14 protein-coding genes are annotated in these 16,262 nt (G+C 73.6%); 7 read left to right on the plus strand and 7 right to left on the minus strand.

The window, feature by feature from the left end:
• Positions 1–69: 69 nt before the first annotated feature.
• Both JWP64_RS14450 and JWP64_RS14455 read right to left on the minus strand, forming a co-directional pair.
• A complete protein-coding gene (locus tag JWP64_RS14450) occupies positions 70–1,371 on the minus strand; it encodes an MFS transporter (protein WP_297496606.1) in 1,302 nt (433 codons plus the stop codon).
• Positions 1,372–1,409: 38 nt separating this feature from the next.
• Positions 1,410–2,960, minus strand: a complete 1,551-nt coding sequence (locus JWP64_RS14455; protein WP_297496608.1) for a HAMP domain-containing sensor histidine kinase — start codon at positions 2,958–2,960, stop codon at positions 1,410–1,412.
• Positions 2,961–3,048: 88 nt separating this feature from the next.
• Between JWP64_RS14455 and JWP64_RS14460 the strand changes: the two genes are divergently transcribed.
• Positions 3,049–4,551: a carboxyl transferase domain-containing protein gene (locus tag JWP64_RS14460; protein WP_297496610.1), complete on the plus strand. Its 1,503-nt coding sequence runs from the start codon at positions 3,049–3,051 to the stop codon at positions 4,549–4,551.
• 22 nt (positions 4,552–4,573) lie between these two features.
• Here JWP64_RS14460 and JWP64_RS14465 read toward each other — a convergent pair whose 3' ends face one another.
• Positions 4,574–6,637, minus strand: a complete 2,064-nt coding sequence (locus JWP64_RS14465) for an aminodeoxychorismate synthase component I (RefSeq protein ID WP_297496612.1) — start codon at positions 6,635–6,637, stop codon at positions 4,574–4,576.
• 185 nt (positions 6,638–6,822) lie between these two features.
• Here JWP64_RS14465 and JWP64_RS14470 point away from each other — a divergent pair, with 185 nt between their 5' ends.
• Positions 6,823–8,052, plus strand: coding sequence for an Ig-like domain-containing protein (locus JWP64_RS14470; protein ID WP_297496614.1), 1,230 nt, complete (start codon positions 6,823–6,825; stop codon positions 8,050–8,052).
• Between the two features lie 17 nt (positions 8,053–8,069).
• On the opposite strand, the gene JWP64_RS14475 is transcribed toward JWP64_RS14470, so the two are convergent.
• Positions 8,070–9,629: an acyl--CoA ligase family protein gene (locus tag JWP64_RS14475; protein ID WP_297496841.1), complete on the minus strand. Its 1,560-nt coding sequence runs from the start codon at positions 9,627–9,629 to the stop codon at positions 8,070–8,072.
• Positions 9,630–9,824: 195 nt separating this feature from the next.
• Here JWP64_RS14475 and JWP64_RS14480 point away from each other — a divergent pair, with 195 nt between their 5' ends.
• Positions 9,825–11,111 (plus strand): acyl-CoA dehydrogenase family protein, encoded by a 1,287-nt coding sequence (locus tag JWP64_RS14480; protein ID WP_297496616.1) that lies wholly within the window; start codon positions 9,825–9,827, stop codon positions 11,109–11,111.
• Between the two features lie 82 nt (positions 11,112–11,193).
• Here the strand turns inward: JWP64_RS14480 and JWP64_RS14485 are convergent, their stop codons facing one another.
• A complete protein-coding gene (locus JWP64_RS14485; RefSeq protein WP_297496618.1) occupies positions 11,194–11,361 on the minus strand; it encodes a hypothetical protein in 168 nt (55 codons plus the stop codon).
• Positions 11,362–11,379: 18 nt separating this feature from the next.
• On the opposite strand from JWP64_RS14485, the gene JWP64_RS14490 reads away from it, so the two are divergent.
• Complete coding sequence (locus tag JWP64_RS14490; RefSeq protein WP_297496620.1) at positions 11,380–12,138, plus strand: hypothetical protein; 759 nt, start codon at positions 11,380–11,382, stop codon at positions 12,136–12,138.
• Here JWP64_RS14490 and JWP64_RS14495 read toward each other — a convergent pair.
• Both JWP64_RS14495 and JWP64_RS14500 read right to left on the minus strand, forming a co-directional pair.
• The gene (locus tag JWP64_RS14495; protein ID WP_297496622.1) at positions 12,081–12,656 is read right to left on the minus strand and encodes a MarR family transcriptional regulator; all 576 of its coding nucleotides are present in this window, start codon (positions 12,654–12,656) and stop codon (positions 12,081–12,083) included. The genes JWP64_RS14490 and JWP64_RS14495 overlap by 58 nt on opposite strands.
• A 25-nt stretch (positions 12,657–12,681) precedes the next feature.
• Complete coding sequence (locus JWP64_RS14500; protein ID WP_297496624.1) at positions 12,682–13,464, minus strand: enoyl-CoA hydratase-related protein; 783 nt, start codon at positions 13,462–13,464, stop codon at positions 12,682–12,684.
• Positions 13,465–13,487: 23 nt separating this feature from the next.
• On the opposite strand from JWP64_RS14500, the gene JWP64_RS14505 reads away from it, so the two are divergent.
• The 3 genes from JWP64_RS14505 to JWP64_RS14515 all read left to right on the plus strand — a co-directional run bounded on the left by JWP64_RS14505 (position 13,488) and on the right by JWP64_RS14515 (position 16,190).
• Positions 13,488–14,411 carry an LLM class F420-dependent oxidoreductase gene (locus JWP64_RS14505; protein ID WP_297496626.1) on the plus strand — a complete coding sequence of 308 codons (924 nt, stop codon included), beginning with the start codon at positions 13,488–13,490 and terminating at the stop codon, positions 14,409–14,411.
• A 23-nt stretch (positions 14,412–14,434) separates the two neighbouring features.
• A complete protein-coding gene (locus JWP64_RS14510; RefSeq protein ID WP_297496628.1) occupies positions 14,435–15,556 on the plus strand; it encodes an MBL fold metallo-hydrolase in 1,122 nt (373 codons plus the stop codon).
• Positions 15,557–15,845: 289 nt separating this feature from the next.
• Positions 15,846–16,190 carry an Lsr2 family protein gene (locus JWP64_RS14515; protein WP_297496630.1) on the plus strand — a complete coding sequence of 115 codons (345 nt, stop codon included), beginning with the start codon at positions 15,846–15,848 and terminating at the stop codon, positions 16,188–16,190.
• The last annotated feature ends 72 nt before the right edge of the window (positions 16,191–16,262 follow it).

Below are 16,262 nucleotides of genomic sequence, written 5' to 3' on the forward strand. Positions count from 1 at the left end.
CCATAGTGGGGCGTCGCCGCTCGTGCGCGGAAGTCGTCGCCCTGGCAACGAGATCCGCGCACGGGCGCGTCAGCGCAGGACGATGCCCTTCGTCTCCGGCAGGGTGAGGATCGTCAGGAACGCGATGACCGCCCCGCCCGCGACGTACCAGAAGAACGCCTGCGACGCCCCGGCCTCGGACAACGCCTGGATGACCAGCGGTGCCGTGCCGCCGAACACCGCGACCGTGAGGTTGTACCAGGCCCCGATGCCCAGCCCGCGCAGCTCGGTCGGGAAGAGCTCGCTCATGATCGCCGGGGCGATGGACGTCATGGCCGTGTAGAGCGCGAGCCCGACGCCGAACACCACGAGCAGGTTGCCGAACCCGGGGCCGATCAGCGAGGAGAGCGGCACGATCAGGACCGCGGTCGCCGCGGACCAGACCAGCAGCTGCGGCTTGCGGCCGATCCGGTCCGAGAGCAGGCCCATCGGGTACTGCAGGAGCACGAACAGCGCGGTCGCGATCGACAGCGCCAGGAACACCTCGCCCGCGTCCGCCCCCCGGGACTTCACCGCGAACGGCGTCAGCGCGGAGAAGAACGTGTAGTAGCAGAGCGTGGAGAGCAGCGTGAACCCGACGAGCTGCGCGACGGCCTTGGGGTGCTCGCGCAAGGTCGTGAGCAGCGGGTTCTTCAGCTCCTGGGCCTTGCGCTTGTTCTCCTCGAACTGCTCGGTCTCGGGGATGGTCCGGCGCAGCCACATGCCGAAGAAGCCCAGCAGCCCGCCGACCAGGAACGGGATCCGCCAGCCCCACGACGCGAGCTGGCCGTGGTCGAGGACCCCGGTCAGCAGCGCGCCCAGCAGCGAGGCGAGCAGCACCGCCGTGCCTGTCGAGATGTAGAAGAACGACGAGTAGCGCCCGCGCATCGCCGGCGGCGCGACCTCGCCGAGGTAGGCCGACGCGTTCGAGACCTCGCCGCCCAGCGACATGCCCTGCGCGATCCGGGCCAGCACCAGCAGGATCGGCGCGAGCCAGCCGACCATCCCGAACGTCGGCAGGATCGCGATCACCAGCGAGCCACCGGCCATCAGCAGGATGGTCACGAACATCGCCGTCCGGCGACCGCGCAGGTCGGCGAACCGGCCGAGCAGGTAACCGCCGAGCGGACGGAAGAAGAACGCCAGCGCGTACGTGGCGAACGTGCTCAGCAGGGCGAGCGCCTCGTTGCCGGCCGGGAAGATCTGGGTCGCGAAGTAGATCGAGAACGTCGCGTAGATCGTCCAGTCGTACCACTCGATAGCGTTGCCGATGGAGGCCGCGACGAGCGTCCGCACCGGCAACCGGTGCTTCTTCCCGCCGGTCGTGGTCGTCTTCGCCGACTGTTCGGTCATACCTGCTCCCCCGCGACGGCAACCGGATTCCCGGGAGGTTAGACGCGAACCACCGCCTCGTCACCCGGAAGGATGACCGGCTCCTGCGGCGCGGCCCCGGTCGGGAGCCGGACCGTGAACAGCGTCCGCCCGGGCGCACTGCACACTGTGATCGACCCGCCGTGCGCCGCCGTCACCGCCTCGACGATCGCCAGCCCGAGCCCGCTGCTCGCGGTCTCGTTCGCGGCGCGCGCCCGGGACGCCTCGCCCCGCGCGAACCGCTCGAAGACGTGTGGGAGCAGGTCCGCGGGGATGCCGGGCCCGGTGTCCGCGACGGTCAGCCGCACCTCGCGCCCACGGAAGGCCAGGCCCGCGGTGACCTCCGTGCCCTCCGGGGTGTGGGTACGGGCGTTGGCCAGCAGGTTCGTCAGGACCTGGGTCAGCCGGGCCCCGTCGCCGACGACCATCACCGGTTCGTCCGGCACCGTCAGCCGCCAGCGGTGCCGCGGGCCGGCCGCGCTCGCGTCGGACACCGCGTCGACGACGATCCGGGTGAGGTCGACGGGGAGCCGCTCCAGCGGGCGGCCGGCGTCGAGCCGGGCGAGCAGCAGCAGGTCCTCCACCAGCGCACTCATTCTCAACGACTGCGAGGAGATGCGCTGCAATGAGTACGCGGCCCCCGGGGGCAGCGCCGGGTCGCGGCCGCTCAGCTCGGCGTACCCGCGGATCGCGGCGAGCGGGGTGCGCAGCTCGTGGCTCGCGTCCGCGACGAACTGCCGCAGCTGCGTCTCGCTCGCGTGCCGGGCCTCCAGGGCGGCCGCGACGTTGTCCAGCATCCGGTTGAGCGCCACACCGACCTGCCCGACCTCGGTCCGCGGGTCCGTGTCGAGGGCCGGCACCCGCTCGACGAGCTCGACGTCCCCGCTGTCCAGCCGCAGGTCCGACACCCGCGCCGCGGTTGCCGCAACCCGCTCCAGCGGCCGCAGCTCGCGGCGCACCGCGACGGCCCCGGCGACGCCGGCGACGAGCAGCGCCACCCCGATCACCACGCCCTCCGCGAGCACCAGCAGCCCGAGCAGGTGATCGACCCCCGCCTGCGGCAGGCCGATGACCAGCACCGATCCGTCCCGGTCCAGAGTCGCGACGAGGCGGTAGGCGCCGAGGTCGCCGAGGTCCGCGCTGACCGGGTGCGCGCCCGGCAGGACCGCCGCGAGGGTCGCGTGCAGGTCGCCGGGGACGGTCGAGGTGGCACCGCCGCGGTCGCTCACCACGGCGTCGGTGACGCTCCCCGCCACGACGACGGCGCCGACCGTCCGCGGCGCCTGGGCCGGACCGAGGAAGTCCGTACCGCCGTCCGGCTGCTCCCCGTGCGCGAGCCCGAGCGGAGGCGCCGAGCCGTGGTCCTGCTGCATGCCGACGAAGCGGCCGCGCGCGGAGGCGAGGTCGTCGTCGAGCTGGTCGAGCAGGAAGTGCCGCAGGGCGACGGCGGTCGCGATGCCGACCACGGCGCACACGGCGGCGAGCAGCAGCAGCACGGACGCGACGAGCCGCGCGTGCAGGGACCGCGGGCCCCTGTCCGCGACCGTCCTCGCCCGCCGTCCGCCCGTCACGGGTCGAGGGTGCGCCCCTGGGTTGTGGGCGATCTGGGACGTCCCTGTGAGTCGGCTGTCAGCGCCCCGGCGTGGCACGGTGATCACCGTGCCCGCACCTCGCTCGCGCCTCCTGCTCGAGACCGTCCTCGACGACGGTTCGTTCCGCTCCTGGGACAGCACGCCCGCGCCCGTCCCGCTGATCTCGGACACGCCCGCCTACCGGGCCGAGCTCGCCGCCGCGCACGAGCGCAGCGGCGTCGACGAGGCGGTGGTGACGGGCGAGGGCCGGATCGACGGCCGCCGGGTCGCGGTGGTGTGCAGCGAGTTCGCGTTCCTCGCGGGCTCGATCGGCGTCGCGACGGCCGAGCGGCTGATCGGCGCCATCGAGCGGGCCACCGCGGAGCGCCTGCCGCTGCTCGCCGCCACGGCGTCCGGGGGGACCCGGATGCAGGAGGGTGCGCTCGCGTTCCTGCGGATGGCGGCGATCTCGGCTGCGGTCACCGCGCACCGCGCCTCGGGCCTCGCCTATCTCGTCTACCTGCGGCATCCGACGACGGGCGGGGTCTTCGCCTCCTGGGGCTCGCTCGGCCACGTCACCGTCGCCGAGCCCGGCGCGCTCGTCGGCTTCCTCGGGCCGAAGGTCTACTCGGCGCTGCACGGCGAAGCCTTCCCGGACGGCGTGCAGACCGCGGAGAACCTGCACCGGCACGGTCTCGTCGACGCGGTGCTGCCCGCGGACCGGCTCGCGGGCGTCGCGGCGCGGGTGCTGGCCATGCTCGACCCGGTCGACCCGATGGTGCCGCCGCCCGGTCCCCCGTCCCGCACCGAACCCGCGGACCCGGAGGCGGACGCCTGGACGTCGATCACGATCTCCCGGCGACCGGAGCGGCCCGGCGTGCGGGACCTGCTGCGCCTCGCGGCCACGGACGTCATCCCCCTGGCGGGGACCGGCGAGGGCGAGGCCGGGACGGGGCTGCTGCTGGCGCTGGTGCGGTTCGGCAGCGTCGCCTGCGTGCTGATCGGCCAGGACCGCCGCGCCCAGGCCCGCTCCCCGCTCGGGCCCGGCGCGCTGCGGACGGCGCGGCGCGGGATGCGGCTGGCCGGGGAGCTGGGCCTGCCGCTCGTCTCGGTGATCGACACGACGGGTGCGTCCCTGTCCGTCGAGGCGGAGGAGGGCGGGCTGGCCGGGGAGATCGCCCGCTGCCTCGGCGACCTCACCGAGCTCTCGGTGCCGACGGTCTCGGTGCTGCTCGGGCAGGGCACCGGCGGGGCAGCGCTGGCCCTGCTGCCGACGGACCGGGTCGTCGCCGCGCGGCACGGCTGGCTCACCCCGCTCCCGCCGGAGGGCGCCAGCACGATCGTCCACGGCACGCCGGACCAGGCGGCGGACGTCGCGGCGTCCCAGCACGTCCGCAGCGTCGACCTGTTCCGGGCGGGGGCGGTGGACACGATCGTCGACGAGCTCCCGGACGCCGCGGACGAGCCGGAGGCCTTCACCGGGCGAGTGGCCGCGACGATCGAGACGGAGCTGCGGGCGCTGCTCCCGCTGTCCCCGATGGACCGCCTGGTGCGACGACGGCGGCGCTATCGGACCCTCGGCCTGCGCTGACGGCCCGCCCCTGATCCGCGGCTCAGCGCTCGTCGGCGTCCAGCGCCGCCGCGATCGCGATCGTCTCCGGGCCCGGTTCGGCCCACCGGGCGAGCACGCTGCCGCCGGCGTCGCGGAGCTCCCGCACCCACTGCACCCCGCGCAGGGCGTTCGTCAGGAACGCCCCGTCCGCCCCGGCCAGCTCCCCGAGCGTGACGACGGCGGGTCGCGCGTCCGGCCGCTCGTCCAGCACGGCCTGGCGTGCGGTCCCGGGCAGGATCCGGCCGTCCAGCGGCGGCGTCCGGACCAGCCCGTCCCGCACCGTGAACACGGACGAGCGGGTGGACTCGAGGACCGGGCCGGCGTCGTCGACGAGCAGGGGTGTCTCCCCGGCGCCAACCGCGGCCTCGTGCGCGTCCAGCCAGGCCCGGTCGACGAGCTTGTGCCGCTCACCTGCGGTCTCCGTACACACCCGCAGCACCAGGCCGGGCTGCGCGGCGAGCGGGACGGGCTCGAAGGGAGCCACGGCCACGCGCACACGGTCCGGCGAGCCCGGGTGGGCGACGACCCGCATCCGAGCGGCGGTCCTCGTGGGCTCCGCCGCCAGGGCAAGGGCCACCGCCGCCTCGACGTCCGCGCTGAGCCGCACTCCGTAGGCCTCCCAGTACGAGCGCCGCAGCCGCCCGACGTGGTCCGCCAGCCGCCGCACCCGGCCGCCGCGGAGCAGGATCGTCTCGAAGATCCCCCCGGCCGGATCCGCCACGCGTGCCGTCGGGGCCGCGGGAACGGCCGCGCCGAGGACCTCCAGGACGGGGGCCGCCTTGGTGAGGCACTCCGCCCACTCCTCGGCGGGCGTCGAGTCGACCGTGACCCCGCCGCCGACGCCGAGCCGGGCCCGGCCGTCCGGGGTGAGCTCCAGCGTCCGGATCGCCACCGCCAGCTCCAGGCCGGCCAGCGGGCTCAGGTACCCCAGCGCCCCGGTGAAGAGCCCGCGCGGTGCCGCCTCCAGCTCCTCGATGAGCTCGACCGCCCGGATCTTCGGCGTCCCCGTCACCGAGCCGGGCGGGAAGGCCGCGCGCAGCAGATCCGCGTCGTCCCGGCCGGCGGCGAGGGTGCCGCGGACCTCCGAGACGAGATGCCAGACCCCCGCATGCGGTTCGACGGCGAGCAGCCGCGGCACCGTGACCGTGCCCGTCGCGCAGACCCGGGCGAGGTCGTTGCGCATCAGGTCGACGATCATCACGTTCTCCGCGGCGTCCTTCGCCGACGCCGCCAGGCGGGCGCGTTCGTGCTGGTCCGCAGCCCCGGTGCGGGGGCGGGTGCCCTTGATCGGCGCCGTCCGGACCACCCGGCCCTCCCGATGCAGGAACAGCTCCGGGCTCGCGCTCACCGCCGTCCCGGCCGGGTCCGCGACGAATCCCGCCCGGGCCGGCCCGTGCGCCTCGACCAGCCGGGCCCAGGCGTCGTGTGCCGAGCCGGTGAACCGCGCGTCGAGCTGCGTGGCGATGTTGACCTGGTAGATCTCGCCGCGGCGGATGGCGCGCACGGCCTCCTCGACGGCGACGACGTGCGCGGTCCGGCCCGCGGGCCCGATCCCCTCGGGCCCGATGCCGCGGAGCCGGGCCGGGACCGGCGACGACGGCCGGTGCAGGTCCGCGACGACCGCGGCACGGCGCTCGGCGGCCCTCTCGGCCGAGATCCCGTACGGGCCGGGCCCGAGCAGGGCCTCGTACCACCAGGCGGCGCCGTCGAACCGGAGGACGTCCGGGTACCAGGCGAGGCTGCGCCGCGGGAACGGTGCCGCCCGCCCCGGGAAGGACAGGTAGCCGAACCACCCCCCGCCCACCAGCGCGTCGCCGGGCTCGGGCGCCGGGACCGCCGGCAGGAACGGGTCCGCGGGCCCGGCGAGCGGAGCCGGGTCGCATGTCACGAGCCCGCCCCGGGACCACGCCCCGGACCACGCCGTCACCCGCTCCCGCCCCGCCAGCCGGCGGACCGCCTCGGCCACCCCGACCTCCGCGGGCACGTCGAGCGGGATCGCGCAGGTCCGGAGCGCGGAGGTCGGCACTTCGGAGACAGGGAGCCCGGAGGCGGGGGCCGCGGTCACCCGGACATCATCCCCGCCGACGACGAGCAGGCCTTCAGGGGTGTCAGGTGCTCCGTTCGGTCTATATCTCTGTCCGCCGGACGGGCGGATCATGGAGTCGTTAGTGAATCGAGACCGGAGGAGCGAAACACGGCGCGACGTGCACCGATAGTCGCGGTGAGTGACACATGACAAGAGGGGGAAGCGTGCAGTCCGTGCACACGAGCGTGCTCCGGCGGGTCCTCGCCGGGGCGGTCGCGCTGGGGACGGTGGCGGCGTTGGCCGTCGGCTGTGCGACGGCCTCGGCCCGCTCCCCGCGGGACTCCGCCGCCGCGGGGACGCAGCAGGCCGCGCCCGCCCCGGAGGCGATCATCCCCGTCGTCAGCGTCCAGCCCGCCGCGGACACGGCGGACTTCGGCCCGGCCTCGTCGGTCAGCGCGTCCACCACGGCCGGTACGCTGCGTGACGTCGCCCTCACATCCTCGAGGGGCACGTCGGTCGCCGGGACGCTCTCGGCGGACGGCCGGCAGTGGACCGCAACGGAGCCGCTGGGCTACGGCACGGACTACACCTGGAGCGGCTCCGCGGTCGCCCCGGACGGCAGCGCCACCCCGCTGACCGGCTCGTTCTCCACCGTGAGTCCGACGAGGACCGTCCGCGCGTGGACGAACATCGCCGACGGCGCCACGGTCGGCGTCGCGGCCCCGATCGAGATCAGCTTCAGCCGGGACCTGTCCGACGAGGCCAAGGCCGAGGTCGAGCGCACCCTGGCGGTGACGACGTCGGTGCCGGTCGAGGGCGCCTGGGCCTGGTTGCCCGACGGCCCGGACGGTTCCCGCGTGCACTACCGACCCAAGGAGTACTGGCCGGCGAACACCCAGGTCGGCGTGAGCGCGAAGATCTACGGGCACGACCTCGGCGCCGCCGGGTTCGGCAAGGCGGACGTCGCCAGCACCTTCACGATCGGCCGCAGCCAGATCGTGAAGGCGGCGGAGGACAGCCACCACATCGTCGTCGTCCGGGACGGCCTGCAGGTGATGGACCTGCCCGCCAGCTACGGCATGGAGTCGGACCCGAACCGCGTCACCCGCAACGGCGTGCACATCGTGATGGCGAAGTCCGAGAAGGTCCTCATGTCCAACCCGGCCTACGGGTACGAGAACGTGCCGGAGTACTGGGCGGTCCGGATCTCCAACAACGGCGAGTTCATCCACGCCAACCCCGCGTCGACCTCGGCGCAGGGCAGGCGCAACATCTCGCACGGCTGCATCAACCTGTCCACCGCGAACGCGAAGGCCTACTTCGACACCGCGCTGTACGGGGACCCGGTGGAGGTCACCGGGAGCAGCGTGCCGCTCTCCGCCGAGGACGGCGACGTCTACGACTGGACCATCCCCTGGGACCGGTGGAAGGCGATGTCGAAGCTCGCCGCCTGATCCTCCCCACCGGATCTCTACTGGATCCGGCGTTCGACCCCCGCCCAGGCCTTGTCCCGGAGCACGAACTTCTGGATCTTGCCGGTGGAGGTCTTGGGGAGCTCGCCGAACGTGACCGTCTTGGGCGCCTTGAACCGCGCCAGCCGGCCCTTCACGTGTTCGACGATCTCCTCCTCGGTCACGCTCGCGCCCTCCTGCAGGGTCACGTACGCGGCCGGGACCTCCCCCCACCGCTCGTCCGGGACGGCGATCACCGCCGCCTCCAGCACGGCGGGGTGGTCCATGATCGCCTGCTCCACCTCCACCGAGGCGATGTTCTCCCCACCCGAGATGATCACGTCCTTGGTGCGGTCGCGGAGCTCCACATAGCCGTCCGGGTGCACGACACCGATATCCCCGGTCCGGAACCAGCCGTCCGGCGCGGCCGCGGCCGTCGCCTCCGGGTCCTTGAGGTAGCCGAGCATGACGTTGTTGCCCCGCAGCGCGATCTGCCCGGTCGTCGCGCCGTCCGCGGGGACGTCCGCGCCGTCCTCGCCGATCACCCGCGGCGTGAACGCGATCATGTTCCCGACGCCCTGCCGCGCCTTGAGCCGCGACTGCGCGTCCTGGTCCAGGCCGTTCCACTCCGGCTTCCAGTCGCAGATCATCGCCGGGCCGAACGTCTCGGTCAGCCCGTAGAGATGCGTGACGTCGAACCCGAGCTCGTCCATCCGCCGCAGGATGGCGGGCGAGGGCGGCGCCCCGCCCGTGGCAATCCGCACGACGTGGCCGTCGGGCAGCGGCGAGGCCTCCTTCGCGTACGCCAGCATGCTCAGCACCGTCGGCGCGCCGTTGAGGTGCGTGACGCCCTCGTCGCGGATCAGCCGCCACACCTCCTTCGGATCGACCTTCGGCAGGCACACGTGCGTCGCGGCCGCCGCCGTCACCGCCCAGGGGAAGCACCAGCCGTTGCAGTGGAACATCGGCAACGTCCAGAGGTGGACCGCCGACGGCGAGAGCCCGGTGTGTCCGACCATCGCCAGGGCCTGCAGGTAGGCGCCGCGGTGGTGGTACATCACGCCCTTGGGACGGCCGGTGGTCCCGGACGTGTAGTTGATCGAGAGCAGCGACCGCTCGTCCGCCGGGGTGATCGCCGCCGGCTCGGCGCCCGCGATCAGCGCCTCGTACTCCGCTCCGCCTCGGATCCGCACCGGCGGGCGGCCGAGCTGCGCGTACGCGGTGTCCACCAGCTCGTCGAAGGCCGGGTCGTGGACCAGCACGGCCGCCTCGGAGTGCTCGAGGATGTAGGCGACCTCCCCCGCGGAGAGCCGCGTGTTCACCGCGACGAGCGGGACGCCCGCCCACGGGACGCCGTAGTTCGCCTCCAGCAGGACGTGCGTGTTCGGCGCCAGCACCGCCACCGGCCGGCCCTGAGCCAACGGTTCGAGGGCCCCCGCCAGGCGCCGGCACCGGTCGCGCAGCTCCGCGTAGGTCCAGCGCTCGGCGCCGTCGATCACCGCCGTCCGGTCCCCGTGCGCGGCCGCGGCGCGGTCCAGGTACGAGACCGGCGTCAGCGGCTCGAACGACAGGGCGGACAGGAGATCGGTGGCGTCGGTGCTCACGTCCGCAGCTTCCCGGTGCCGCACCGGTACCGCAACGGGTGGGGCGCCGGGAGTGCCACCTCACGATCCGCCCGACTTTTAATGCGACTGCACTACTGTCGCCAGCACATGCATCGGGTGCAGGATGGGCCCGGAGCTCAGGAGCGCGACGACAGCGGAGGTGCGGACACGATGGCGTGGGACTTCTCCACCGAACCGGAGTTCGAGAAGCAGTTGCAGTGGATGCAGGAGTTCGTCCGCGAGGAGATCTTCCCGCTGGAGACCCTGGACATCGACCGTGAGACGTTCGGGCGGATCACCGCCCCGCTCAAGGAGAAGGTCAAGGAGAAGGGCCTGTGGGCCTCGCACCTGCCTCCGGAGCTCGGCGGCGGCGGGTTCGGGCAGGTCAAGCTCGGCCTGATGCACGAGATCCTCGGACAATGCCGGTACGCGCCGGGCATCTTCGGCAACCAGGCGCCGGACTCTGGCAACGCCGAGCTGCTGGCGATCGGCGGCTCGCCGGAGCAGAAGGAGCAGTGGATGCACCCGCTGCTGCGCGGCGAGCTGCGCAGCTGCTTCTCCATGACCGAGCCCGGCGCCGGCGCCGACCCGACCCTGCTGACCACGCGCGCCGTCCTCGAGGGCGACGAGTACGTCATCAACGGGCACAAGTGGTTCTCGTCCAACGCCTCGGCAGCGGACTTCCTCATCGTCATGGCGGTGACGGATCCCGACGTCTCGCCGTACCAGGGCTCGTCGATGATCATCGTTCCGGTGGACACACCCGGCGTGGACATCGTCAGGGACATCCCGGTGATGGAGCACTCGTTCGTGCAGCCCCGCCTCGAGGGCGGGCACGCGGAGATCCTCTACCGCGATGTGCGGGTGCCGAGGAGCAACCTCGTCGGCAACCCGGGCGACGGCTTCAAGCTCGCCCAACAGCGCCTCGGCCCGGGCCGCATCCACCACGCGATGCGCTGGCTCGGCCAGTCGAAGCGCGCCTTCGACATGCTCTGCGAGCGGGCCGTCAGCCGGCACACGCACGGCTCGGTGCTGGCCGACAAGCAGATGATCCAGGAAATGGTCGCGATGTCGGCGGCGGAGATGAAGGCCGCGCGGCTGCTCACCCTGCAGGCCGCCTGGACGATGGACCAGGTCGGCGCGTCGAACGCCCGGGTCGAGATCGGCATGATCAAGTACTGGGGCGCGAAGGTGCTCCACGACGTGATCGACCGCGCGATCCAGGTGCACGGCTCGCTGGGTTTCTCCGGCGACCTGCCGCTCGAGTCGATGTACCGCGCCGCCCGCGCCGCCCGGATCTACGACGGCCCGGACGAGGTGCACAAGGCCACGGTCGCGAAGCGGATCCTGCGCGGCTACACGCCGACCGAGGTCCCGACGGAGCACGTCCCGACCCGCACCGCGGCGGCCCAGAAGAAGTTCGCCCAGTACCTGGAGCTGGCGACCGCCAACGCGTAGCCCCCGTCATGGAGCCACAACGCGCGTTTTCGGGCCAGGAAACCGCGTTGTGGCTCCATGACGCCGATTTCCGGTGGGCGCGTTACGACTGTCCGGTGTTCGTTTCGGCGGCGCGTTCATGGAGGCGGGAGCGGATCTCGTCCGGGGTGTAGGCGCGGCGCCGCCGCTCGCCCCGGGCCGCCACCACGCCCGTCGCCGCGACGCCGGCCAGGCCGGCGAGGCCCAGCGCCTTCCAGAGGGTGATCCGCACCGCCCTAGGCTAGCGGCCGTGCCCCGCACCACGATCACGCTGGACCAGGCGCTCGACCTGACCCGCACGGGCGACGTCTGGCTCTTCCGCGGTCGCAGCGGTGCTGACCGCGCGATCCGCAGTCTGACGAACGCGCCGGTCAACCATGTCGGCATGGCGATCGTGGTCGACGACCTCCCGCCGCTGATGTGGCACGCGGAGCTCGGCCGGGCCCTGCCGGACCTCTGGGCGGGCCGCCACCACCGCGGCGTGCAGCTGCACGACCTGCGCCACGCCGTCATGCAGTGGGGTCACCGCTACGGCCAGCGCGCCTGGCTGCGCCAGCTCGAGGGCGAGGTCACCCGCGAGATGGAGGACGCCGCGCTCCGCACGGTCGCCCGCCTCGACGGCACGCCGTTCCCCTCCACCGCGCGCCTCGCCGGACGCTGGCTGCGCGGCCGGGCGCCGCAGGCCCAGGACACGCTCACGCGGTTCCGCCGGAGCGGCGGCACGGTCCTGGGGAAGGTGCGCGGTCTCGTCGGCGGGGAGCGGGAGTTCCGGGAGACACCCGGCACCGGGACCGGCGCGGGCGAGGCCTTCTCTGCGCTGTCGACCGCGTACTGCGCGGAGGTCGTCGCCGTCACGTACGAGGAGATGCGGCTGCTGCCCGCCGGTAACCGGCCCAACTGGTACGACCCGGGCAGGTTCTGGAGCGGCGACGAGCTGGTCCTCGCCCCCGGCTACTCCCTCGGCGGGGAGATCGCGGTCGCACTCCCGCCACCGCGTCCACAGGCGTGACCGGGAGACGGCCCCGGCCCGCCTCCGGGGATGCCCCGGACGAGTTCCTGTTCGGACTCGCGGTGCCGGCCGAGCATCTCCGTCGTCCCGGCCAGGAACCGCAGGACGACGTCCAGTTCGGCGTCGGAGAAACCGGTGAGCATCGCGTCCATCCGGTCCCCGAGCGGGCCGAAGAACTGCCGGCCGATCGCCGCCGCCGTGTCCCTGTACCGCAGAGCGACGCGTCGGCGGTCCGAGTCCTCCCGGGTGCGCAGGACGTGCCCGAGCCGTTCCAGCCGGTCGACGACGGCGGTGGTCGCGCCCGAGGAGAGGCCCAGCTGCGCGCCGAGCCGGCCCGGGGTCAGCGGCGAACCCTCGAGGTCCGCCTGCAGCACCGCGAGCATCGCGTTCAGGTCCGTGGGATGCAGCCCGTGCCGCTCGGCGAAGACCTGCCCCACGAGGACCGACTCCGACGCGTACCCCTGCAGCAGCCGCACCAGCTCGTCCCGGCGGCCGCCCCGGGCCGGCTCGTCCCCCATGATCGGAGCCTAACTCCGGTCCCGCTCAACGGCCCGACCAGCGCGGCGGCCGCTTCTGCAGGAACGCGTCGACGCCCTCCTGCCGGTCCGTGGACGCCATGATCGCCTCGGTCGCCGTGGCCGTCGCGGCCCAGCCCCGCTCGTCCGGCTCGCCGACCACGGCCTCCAGCGCCCGCAGCGAGGCGGACACCGCGACCGGCGCGTTGGCGCACACCTGCTCGGCCAGCGCGACCGCCGCGGCCTCGGCCTCGCCGGCGTCGACCAGCTCGTTGACCAGCCCGAGGCCGTACGCGCGCTCGGCGCCCAGGGGCTGCCCGGTCAGCAGCATCTGCTTGGCTACGTTGAGCGGCAGCGGCCGCGGGGTCCGGAACAGCGCGCCGCAGTTGGCGATCAGCCCGCGGGCGACCTCCGGCAGCGCGAACCGCGCGTCCCGGCCCGCGACGACGAGGTCGCAGGCCAGCACGATCTCGAACCCGCCGCCGTAGGCGACGCCCTCGACCGCCGCGATCAACGGAGTGGCGCGCTCCCGGCGGACGACGCCGTAGTTGCCGCCGCGCTCGGTCGGGGTGCCGGCGCCGTTCGCGAGGTCCGTCCCGGCGCAGAACGCGGCCGGGCCGCCGGTGAGGACGCCGCACCAGAGGTCCGGGTCGTCGTCGAGCTCGTTGAGGGCCGCGTCGAGACCGGCGGTCATGGCGGCGTCGACGGCATTGCGCTTGTCGGCGCGGTCCATGTGGATCAGCAGGACGCGCCCGCGGCGCTCGGTGGTGACCCGCGGCGGCGTCACGGGCGCGGAGAGGGAGGTGCTCACAGGGCCACCGTAAGGTCCGGAGCGTGACTGACACAGGTGACACGATCGTCAAATTCAGTCTGCCGCCGATCGGCGTGTGGACCGGGGCGCTGGACACGGTCCCCGCCTCACGGGCCCGCGAGCTGGCCGCCGAGCTGGAGTCCCTGGGTTACGGCGCGCTCTGGATCCCCGAGGTCGCCGGCCGGGACCCCTTCGTCCACCTGTCGTTCCTGCTCTCCGCCACCGAGCGGCTGATCGGGGCCACGGGCATCGCGAACATCTGGGCGCGCGACGCCGTCGCCACCTCCTGCGCGACGAAGGCGCTCACCGAGGCGTTCCCCGAACGGGTGCTGATCGGCCTGGGCGTGAGCCACCAGAACCTGGTCGGCGGGCTGCGCGGGCACGACTACGCCAAACCGCTGACCGCGATGCGCGAGTACCTCGACGGGATCGAGGGTGCGCCGTACACCGCGCAGCGCCCGGCCACCCCGGCCCGCTACGTGCTCGCCGCGCTGCGCCCCAAGATGCTCGGCCTCGCCGGCGAACGGACCCAGGGCGCCCACCCGTACTTCGTGACGCCCGAGCACACGGCCCGCGCGCGGGAGACCCTCGGCACCGGCCCGCTGCTGTGCCCGGAGCAGGCCGTGGTGCTGGAGACGGACCCGGAGAAGGCACGCGTTATCGGCCGCGTCTACACCAGGACGTACCTGGCGCAGCCGAACTACGTGAACAACATCAGGACCCTCGGGTTCACCGAGGAGGACCTCGCGCCCGAGGGTGGTTCGGACGCCTTCGTCGACGCGCTGGTGGCGTGGGGCGACGTGGACACCGTCGTCGCCCGGGTCAAGGAGCACCTGGACGCGGGCGCCGACCACGTCGCGGTGCAGGCGCTGCCCGCCGAGAAGCGCGCGCTGCCGGACGCCCAGTGGCGCGAGCTGGCCGCGCCCCTCGCCGCCCTCCGCCGCTGACGCCGGACTCTAGGCTCCCCCTCGTGCCCGCCCGCCCGATCGCCCGCTCCCTCCTCACCGCCGGGGCCCTCGCGGGGGCGACGGTCCTGGGCCGGGCGGCGCGCGGCCTTCCCACAGCCCTCGGCGCCGGATCGACCGCCCTGCTCGCGGCGGCCGCCCGCTCCCCGCACGCCCGGGACGGGGTGTTCACCAACACCGAGCCCGGGTCCGTCCTCGTCGAGGCGAGCCCGTGGACGATCCTGGGCCTCCTGCTCACCCGCGGGAGATCCGGACGCCCGTCCGACCCGGTGCCGCTGGCGCCCGCCCTGCCGCACGACGCGGACGCGGCCGAGCTGGCGGTGACCTGGTTCGGCCACTCGAGCGTCCTGCTCGAGATCGACGGCTGTCGCGTGCTGGCGGACCCCGTCTGGGGCGAGCGCGTCTCCCCCTCCCCCGTCTTCGGGCCGAAGCGCCTGCACCCGGCGCCGGCGCCGCTGGAGCGGCTGCCGCCCGTCGACGTCCTGCTGATCTCGCACGACCACTACGACCATCTCGACCTGCCGACGGTCACCGCGATCGCCGCGGACCCGAAGCATTCGGCGGCGCGGTTCGTCGTCCCGCTGGGGATCGGCGCCCACCTGCGTTCCTGGGGCGTCCCGGACGAGCGGATCACCGAGCTGGACTGGGGCGGCGCGACGCGCGTGGCCGGACTGACCCTGACCTGCGCCGAGGCGCGGCACTTCTCCGGGCGGAGCCTGCGCCGCAACACGACGCAGTGGTCGTCCTGGGCGATCGCCGGCCCGCGGCATCGCGTGTACTTCGGCGGGGACACCGGCTACACGGCGGCCTTCGCCCGTGCGGGTGAACGACTCGGACCGTTCGACCTCACGGTCCTGCCGATCGGCGCCTACGCCGAGGTCTGGCCCGACGTCCACATGAATCCCGAGGAATCGGTCGCCGCACACCGGGATCTGCGGGGCGGGGTACTGCTGCCGGTGCACTGGGCCACGTTCAATCTCGGTTTCCACGCCTGGGCCGAACCCGTCGACCGGTTGCGTCTCGCCGCAGGAAAGGCGGGAATCCCGCTCGCGCTGCCCCTTCCCGGCCAGCGAATCGACCTCGCCGATCCTCCCGAGGTCCACGACTGGTGGTCACCGGTGGCCTGATCGACGCGTTCGCGGCTGCCGCACGGCGCGTTTCCCCTCATTCCCGCCCGTTTCCCCAGGTCGAAGGCCGCGTCCCGGCGACTTGCGGAGTGTGGGCCGAACAACACCCCGGGAACCTGCCACCCCCAATCGACATTCGCGGCACTCGTCGTTTATTCTCTGGACGGAAAGCACGAACCCAGGATTGAGTCAACGCAGCATCACGATCTCACCGCGAACAGTCCCCACCGGTCTCGGCCGGGGTTCCGGCGTACCCGGATCGACGAACACGTATCGAGAGGCGACGGAAGTGGCGAAGCAGACGACGGTGACCCTGATCGACGACCTCGACGGTGGCGAGGCGGACGAGCAGATCGAATTCTCCGTCAACGGCAAGGCGTACGAGCTCGACCTGTCCGCGAAGAACGCCGAGGCCCTGCGCGACGCGCTCGCCCCGTACATTTCCGCGGCCCGGCGCGCCGCGGGCGGCAGCCGCCGCGGCGCCGCTTCCACCTCCGCGCCCGCGAGCCGGCCGGTTTCCGACCGCGAGCAGAATCAGGCGATTCGGGAATGGGCCGTCGCCCAGGGGATGAAGATCTCCGAGCGCGGCCGTATCCCGTCGAATGTGCTCCGGTCCTACCACGCCGCGCACTGATCGCGGAATCGCCGGCCCGCGGCCCCGCCGCGGTCGGCACAACGCGGCCCGGATTGCGATCATCGGACGATC

This window comes from Pseudonocardia sp., assembly GCF_025465255.1.
In the GTDB taxonomy this organism is placed as follows: Bacteria; Actinomycetota; Actinomycetes; order Mycobacteriales; family Pseudonocardiaceae; genus Pseudonocardia.